5 protein-coding genes are annotated in these 5228 nt (G+C 33.2%); 3 read left to right on the plus strand and 2 right to left on the minus strand.

Annotated elements, in window-relative coordinates; genetic code table 11:
- Positions 1-138: 138 nt before the first annotated feature.
- On the minus strand, positions 139-1764 hold the full coding sequence (pckA, locus tag AC9UEH_RS11345; RefSeq protein ID WP_509531934.1) for a phosphoenolpyruvate carboxykinase (ATP): 1626 nt from the start codon (positions 1762-1764) through the stop codon (positions 139-141).
- A gap of 77 nt (positions 1765-1841) precedes the next feature.
- Positions 1842-2228: a DUF423 domain-containing protein gene (locus tag AC9UEH_RS11350; protein ID WP_509531937.1), complete on the minus strand. Its 387-nt coding sequence runs from the start codon at positions 2226-2228 to the stop codon at positions 1842-1844.
- Between the two features lie 123 nt (positions 2229-2351).
- On the opposite strand from AC9UEH_RS11350, the gene AC9UEH_RS11355 reads away from it, so the two are divergent.
- The 3 genes from AC9UEH_RS11355 (at position 2352) to AC9UEH_RS11365 (ending at position 4928) form a co-directional block, all read left to right on the plus strand.
- On the plus strand, positions 2352-3107 hold the full coding sequence (locus AC9UEH_RS11355) for a DUF3108 domain-containing protein (RefSeq protein WP_509531940.1): 756 nt from the start codon (positions 2352-2354) through the stop codon (positions 3105-3107).
- 10 nt (positions 3108-3117) lie between these two features.
- Positions 3118-3447, plus strand: coding sequence for a hypothetical protein (locus AC9UEH_RS11360; protein WP_509531942.1), 330 nt, complete (start codon positions 3118-3120; stop codon positions 3445-3447).
- Positions 3448-3557: 110 nt separating this feature from the next.
- Positions 3558-4928: a saccharopine dehydrogenase family protein gene (locus AC9UEH_RS11365; protein WP_509531944.1), complete on the plus strand. Its 1371-nt coding sequence runs from the start codon at positions 3558-3560 to the stop codon at positions 4926-4928.
- Positions 4929-5228: the final 300 nt, after the last annotated feature.

The raw sequence follows: 5228 nt of genomic DNA on the forward strand, positions 1-5228 counted from the left end.
TGTTTTCCATAACGATGAATTTTGTGTATCGCTATTTCAGGACAAGACATAAATTATAAAAAAAGCTTTCAGAAAAATCTGAAAGCTTTTTTATTTGAATTAATACTGAAATCAAGTTTGTTTCTCTATTAAACTATATTACAATTGAGGCCCTGCTTTTACTAAGTTTTTACCTTCCTCATTATCGGTATATTGAGCAAAATTCTTAATAAATAATTCGGCTAAATCGGTTGCTTTTGTTTTCCAATCCGAAGCATCAGAATAGGTGTTTCTTGGGTCTAATATTTCCGAACTTACCCCTTCCAAAGACGTTGGAACTTCAAGATTAAAAATGGGAACAATTTGAGTTTCCGCTTTTTCAAACGAACCGTCTAAAATTCTATCTATAATGGCGCGGGTATCTTTTATAGAAATTCTTTTTCCAGTTCCGTTCCAACCTGTATTTACCATATAGGCTGTGGCATGGTGTCGCTCCATTTTCTTTACTAATTCTTCTCCATATTTTGTTGGGTGTAAGCATAAAAATGCTTTTCCAAAACAGGCAGAAAATGTAGGTTCAGGCTTTGTAACACCTCTTTCTGTTCCAGCTAATTTTGCAGTAAAACCTGAAAGAAAGAAATATTTTGTTTGTTCTGGAGTCAATTTTGAAACGGGAGGCATAACCCCAAAAGCATCTGCGGTAAGAAAGATAACTTTTGTTGCGTGACCTGCTTTTGAAACTGGTTTTACAATGTTATCAATATGATCAATTGGATAAGAAACCCTCGTGTTTTGTGTAACTGAACCGTCTTTAAAGTCGATATTTCCGTTAGTATCAAGCGTTACATTTTCTAACAAGGCGTTTTTTCGAATGGCACCGTAAATATCGGGTTCATTTTCTTTACTTAAATCGATGGTTTTTGCATAGCAACCCCCTTCAAAATTGAAAACCCCTTCGTCATCCCAACCGTGTTCGTCATCGCCAATTAATTCTCGTTTGGAATCTGTTGACAACGTTGTTTTTCCAGTTCCTGACAATCCGAAGAAAACAGCTACATCCCCATCTTTTCCTTTATTTGCAGAACAATGCATCGATGCAATTCCTTTCAAAGGCAAATAATAATTCATCATTGAAAACAAGCCTTTTTTCATTTCACCACCGTACCAAGTTCCGCCAATTAATTGGATTTTCTCGGTTAAATTGAAGGCTACATACACCTCGGAATTTAATCCATAATCAGCATATTTTTTGAAACTTGTTTTCGAACCGTTCATTACAACGAAATCAGGTTCTCCAAAATTTTCTAATTCTACATCTGTTGGTCTAATGAACATGTTTTTAACAAAGTGAGCTTGCCACGCGACTTCCATAATAAATCGTACTTTTAATCGGGAATTTTCATTTGCACCACAAAAAGCATCTACTACATATAATTTTTTTCCAGAAAGTTGTTCAACGGTTGTTTGTTTTAAAGCATTCCAAGTATCTTGAGAAATACCTTTATTGTCATTTATTGCTTTGTCAGAAGTCCACCAAATAGTGTCTTTGGTAATGGCATCAATAACGATATATTTGTCTTTTGGGGAGCGACCAGTGAAAACACCTGTCATCACATTTACAGATCCAAGTTCTGATAATTGTCCTTTTTCAAATCCTACTAAATTTGGATTTAATTCTTCATTATACAAAAATTCAAACGAGGGATTATATATACTATTTTGCGCATTTTTGATACCATATTGTTCTAACGAAATCGATGTAGTAAATTGGCTGTAGTTATTCATAAAACTGAATTAAATTTGAATATTTATCTTGCAAAAGTAAATATTTAAAACAATCTATTTTGCATTTTTAATAGAAATTAAAGATTTTTTCTATAAAAATTAACAAATAACCAAAACCAACCTGCTAAAAATAACAATCCCCCAATTGGCGTAATAAATCCAAAGGGGCTAAAATCAAATGGAAGAATCCTATTTATTGCAAGAAAATATAAAGAACCTGAAAAAAGTAAAACACCAAAAATAATTGTAAAAAAAATACCTTTTTTTGCTTTATTTGAGATATTATTGTTTGTTCCAATAAACAATAAAAATAATGCATGATACATTTGATATCTAACTCCAGTTTCAAAAGTGTTGAGTTCTGAAATGTTGAGTACTTTCTTTAAAGCGTGGGCGCCAAAAGCTCCTAAAATAATTGCTATTAATCCCAAAAAAGCTGCCGTTGCAATAATTTTTCTATTCATTTTTATTGTTTGTGAAATACAATACAAAAATATGCGTTATGTGGTGTAATTTGTTAATTAAATTCAATTTTAACATTTTAAATCACCTAAAATAATTCTATTTTTGCACATATATAAAAAACGATGAGAAAATTTATTTTTACAATTATTTTGATTCTTAGCTATAGTTTTAGCTTTTCTCAAATAAAACCAAATGAAAGATTGGTTTATGCAGCTTCTTATAACATGAGTGGCTTAATGACACATTTAGCGCAAGTTACGATGGAAACTGAAATGATGGAAACGTCTAAAAACACCTTTCTACACTTGAGTTGCCAAGCTGCCACTTTTAGCAAATGGGATTCCTTTTTTAAAATTAGAGATTTATATGAATCGTATGTAAATCCTACAACTTTAAAACCCAGTTTATACAAAAGAAGCATAAAAGAGGGCGGTTATTCTAAGACCGAAAAATACCTTTTTAAATCTGACGGAAAAACAATTATTAGTACATCAAAAACGAATAACAAACCAGAAACTACAAAAATATTCACGGTTGGAACTTCAACTCAAGATATTGTTTCTATCATTTATAAGCTGCGAACTATTGATTTTCAAAATTATAAAAACGGTCAAACCAAGTCCTTCGTAATAGTATTTGATGAAAAAGAGATTCCCGTTTTAGTGAAATTTATGGGAATTGAAACGGTTTCTGTTGGAAATTTAGGAACAAAAAACTGTTACAAAATTTCAATTTCTGCAAAAACCAACGCTTTAAAAGGCAAAGACAAAAACTTAATTTGGCTTACTGCCGATACCAAAAAAATCCCTGCTTTAATCAAATTTAGCATCCCAGTTGGAACAGGACAATTAACACTATCAAACGCAACTGGGATTTAACACAATCATTATGAGAAAATTATTTTTAGTTTTAGCAAGCATTTTTACTGCGTTAAGCATTGTATTTGCTTATTTACCTTTAGGGACGTTGGCGTTAATTCCAATTGGAATTGCAATAGTATTTGGATTTTTAACACTCAAAAAATCTGATGTAAAACAACAAAAAGTAGTCAAAGTAATTTTACTATTTGCCATTTTATCACTTATATTTGTAGTTGGAAAAGAAATATTTACGAAAGACGAAGTGGAAGTTGACAAACAATTTGACACTAAAAAAATAGAATCGAAAAAAGAAGCTAAGAAAGATTTAGAAGATTTAGAAGATTTAGACGGTTTGTAAATATTCTAAAAAAGCCTATTCTGAAACTCACAATTAATATTGTGAGTTTTTTTATTTTTTAAATAGTTATAAATATAACAAATTCATACATTTGTGTTATATTTATAATCATGAGAGAAATTCTAATCATTGGAGCTGGAAGATCAGCTTCCTCGTTAATAAAATACTTGCTGGATAAATCAGTTGCCGAAAATCTACAGGTAACAATCGGAGATATTTCATTAGATTTAGCCAAAAGAAAAACAAACTCGCACCCAAATGCAACCGCAATTGCCTTGGATATATTTGATGAAAATCAAAGAAAAACTCAAATTCAAAAAGCAGACATTGTAATTTCAATGTTGCCAGCACATTTACACATTGAAGTCGCAAAAGACTGTATTGTCTATAAAAAACACATGGTTACCGCCTCCTATATTAGCGATGCCATGCAGGAATTAGATGCTGCAGCCAAAGAAAACAACTTGATTTTCATGAATGAAATTGGTCTCGACCCAGGAATCGATCACATGAGCGCCATGAAAACCATTGATGAAATTCGGGACAAAGGCGGAAAAATGATATTATTTGAATCGTTCTGTGGCGGATTAGTAGCTCCAGAATCTGACAATAATCTGTGGAATTACAAATTCACTTGGGCGCCAAGAAATGTGGTGCTTGCCGGTCAAGGCGGAGCAGCAAAATTCATACAAGAAGGCACTTACAAATACATTCCCTACCATAAATTATTTAGCCGAACAGAGTTTATGGAAGTCGAAGGTTACGGAAGATTTGAAGCCTACGCCAACCGAGATTCCCTAAAATACAGAAGTGTTTATGGACTTGACAATGTCTTAACGTTATACCGTGGCACATTAAGAAGAGTCGGTTTTTCAAAAGCGTGGAACATGTTTGTGCAACTCGGAATGACCGACGATTCCTATAGTATGGACGACTCCGAAACCATGAATTACCGCCAATTCACGAACTCCTTTTTACCCTATCACCCAACAGATTCTATAGAAATTAAATTACGTTTAAGTTTAAAAATCGATCAAGACGATGTCATGTGGGACAAATTATTAGAATTAGATATTTTCAATCCCAACAAAATTGTGGGTTTAAAAAACGCAACACCCGCTCAAATTTTAGAAAAAATACTTAACGACAGTTGGACGCTACAGCCCGACGACAAAGACATGATTGTAATGTACCATAAATTTGGCTACGAAATCAATGGTGTAAAAAGACAAATAGATTCCAAAATGGTGTGTCTTGGCGAAGACCAAACCTATACCGCAATGGCAAAAACCGTGGGATTACCTGTAGCCATTGCCACCTTACAAATTCTCAACGGAAAAATCACCACTCCAGGCGTACAACTCCCAATTACAAAAGAAGTCTATTTACCCATTTTAGCAGAACTAGAAGCTCTTGGCGTTGTTTTCAAAGAAGAAGAAATGCACTACGAAGGCTATAATCCTAATAGTGTAGTGAATTAATTTTTTTTGGAGCTATTTCCCGCTATCCGCTATATCTGTTGTGGCGAACACCGCCACAACAGGATGCCGCTGCTATCTGGGCTAGAAATCACCGTTCGATTTTATGATTGATTTTTGAAGTAATATGCGAAATGATTATGGAGGGGGAAAGATATTTCAGGACTAGAAAGAAAAATAATAGTAACTAAAAATACCCTTGTTTTCTACATTAAAAAATTAGAGATTGATTTAATAGTTAATCCCAACGCTCCCGCACGAACAATGTCATTAAGTTAAGGGGTTAAATGATTAAAATTCAAC

The organism is Flavobacterium sp., from assembly GCF_040402835.1.
In the GTDB taxonomy this organism is placed as follows: Bacteria; Bacteroidota; Bacteroidia; order Flavobacteriales; family Flavobacteriaceae; genus Flavobacterium.

What these genes read in the sequence shown, in the direction of transcription:
- pckA (WP_509531934.1), bottom strand. Translation starts at nt 1,764, where the DNA reads ATGAATAACTACAGCCAATTTACTACATCGATTTCGTTAGAACAATAT.
- AC9UEH_RS11350 (WP_509531937.1), bottom strand. Translation starts at nt 2,228, where the DNA reads ATGAATAGAAAAATTATTGCAACGGCAGCTTTTTTGGGATTAATAGCA.
- AC9UEH_RS11355 (WP_509531940.1), top strand. Translation starts at nt 2,352, where the DNA reads ATGAGAAAATTTATTTTTACAATTATTTTGATTCTTAGCTATAGTTTT.
- AC9UEH_RS11360 (WP_509531942.1), top strand. Translation starts at nt 3,118, where the DNA reads ATGAGAAAATTATTTTTAGTTTTAGCAAGCATTTTTACTGCGTTAAGC.
- AC9UEH_RS11365 (WP_509531944.1), top strand. Translation starts at nt 3,558, where the DNA reads ATGAGAGAAATTCTAATCATTGGAGCTGGAAGATCAGCTTCCTCGTTA.